Origin of the sequence: Pseudomonas sp., from assembly GCF_049590575.1 — a bacterium.
Classification (GTDB): Bacteria; Pseudomonadota; Gammaproteobacteria; order Pseudomonadales; family Pseudomonadaceae; genus Aquipseudomonas.
Genome location: NZ_JBAWDE010000305.1, coordinates 1 through 1,646, shown reverse-complemented (window position 1 = coordinate 1,646; position 1,646 = coordinate 1). Strand labels below are relative to the sequence as shown.

Sequence of the window (1,646 nt, the reverse complement as noted above, 5' to 3'; positions counted from 1 at the left end):
CACCACCTCCGCCGAAACCGCGAAAGCTTCCGCCGCTGCGACCGCTAAAGGAGGGAGCCGAGCGAAATCCACCACCGCCGAAGCTTCGACCGCCGCCAAAGGAGGGGGTGGACCGAAATGCGGGTGCAGATCTGAATCCGCCGTAGCTGCGGTTAAATGCGGGAGCGGACCGGAACGAGTTGGAGCCGCCGAAGCTGCGATTCCCGCCGAAAGCGGGAGTCGACCGGTAAGCAGGGGTGGAGCGGAAGCCGCTGGCGCCGCCATAGCTGCGATTCCCGCCGAATGATGGGCTTGAACGGTACGCGGGCGTGGCACCGCGGCTTCCAAAGCTTCCGCGCCCCGCAAAGCTGCTGTTGCCCCGCGCGAACGAGCCCGACGCTCTCGTGTTTCCGAAGCTTCCACGTCCTCCTAAGTTCCCTCGCCCGCCGTAAGTCCCGCCGAAACGGCTGGCGACGGCTCGATTGGAATACCCCACTCCCATGCGATGCGCCGGATTGTGCACCCACGTCTCGCGCCCGCCGAAGCCGCGGCCGCCGAAACCGCCGCGTCCGTAGAAACCGCCGCCGAAACCGTAGTGGTTGAAGAAGCCGACGTTCAGAAAGAGCGAGCCGCCAAACCAATTGCAGCCCCAGCCCCAGCCGCCCCAGCCCAGCCCGCCAAAGAATCCGCCGATATAGATGGGCGGTTCGAAACCGAACCCCCAGCCATAGTCAGGATAATCGAGCGGCGGATAATAGCCGTACGCCGGCGGGCCCCAAACATCCTCGGGATTGTACTCGGGCACGTAGACTTGCTCCGGATTCGTGGGCTGGATCTGAATCGCGGTCTGGCCGCCTTGGGTGTCGGTGGCGATGGTGTCCTCCGGGTTGGAGTTCAGTTGACCAGCCGCGCGCGCCTGCGCTCGCAACTGCTGGATGGCGCTCATTACATCGCCCTGCTGGGCCAGGAACGCGTTGCCCAGGTCGGTGGTCCAGCGAATATCGGAAGTGAGCCGGGCCAAGACATCCGGAAAGACTACCAGCGCCTGGACGCTCGGGTCCCAGGGCTGCTGCCGCGCGGCGTCCACTAACTGCTGCCCTTGAAGATTCTGGTTCTGCTGGAGCCATTGTTCGGCTTCCACCAGCTCCAGCGGATACGTGGAGGCCGCCAGCAACTGGCTCAGCAGATTATCGGGATAGAGCGTGATCGGCGCCACCAGATTGTCCAACTGCTGAGGTGAAAGGAGGGCGGCCGCTTGAGGCTGCTGCGGCGCCGGAGGCAGCGGCGGAGGAAGCTGTTGGGCGGCTACAGGAGGCCCTAAAGAAAACGCGATCAGCGCTACGCCGCAAACTAAGCCCAGCGCCCCCCGTCCCATTCGATGCTCACCTTTCATAAACTCACCTCCAGCGCTAATGAAACAGACGTGCGCCCCGTTTGATTCGCTGCCGCTAATGTCCGTCCCATACGCACCTTGGCGAAGGGCAACTGCCGTACCAAACGCAAACGTTGTATCTGCAAGGGTTATCGACGCGCCGGCACCGGAGGTCCTGGCCCAATACCACCGGGCCGCGTAATTGCGGCCAGGCTGGAAAGGCGCGTACCGCTGGGCGCCACCGAAAAATACCAGCCGCGCGCGATGTCTAATTTGCGGTGCGCGGGCTATATTC

The 1,646-nt window shown here is 63.8% G+C and carries 1 protein-coding gene; it reads right to left on the bottom strand.

All coding sequences use genetic code 11. The features are described 5' to 3' along the window. On the bottom strand, positions 1 to 1,372 hold a 1,372-nt coding region (locus tag WBR57_RS21225), incomplete at its 3' end, for a DUF3300 domain-containing protein (protein ID WP_424086320.1). Between the last annotated feature and the right edge of the window lie 274 nt (positions 1,373 to 1,646).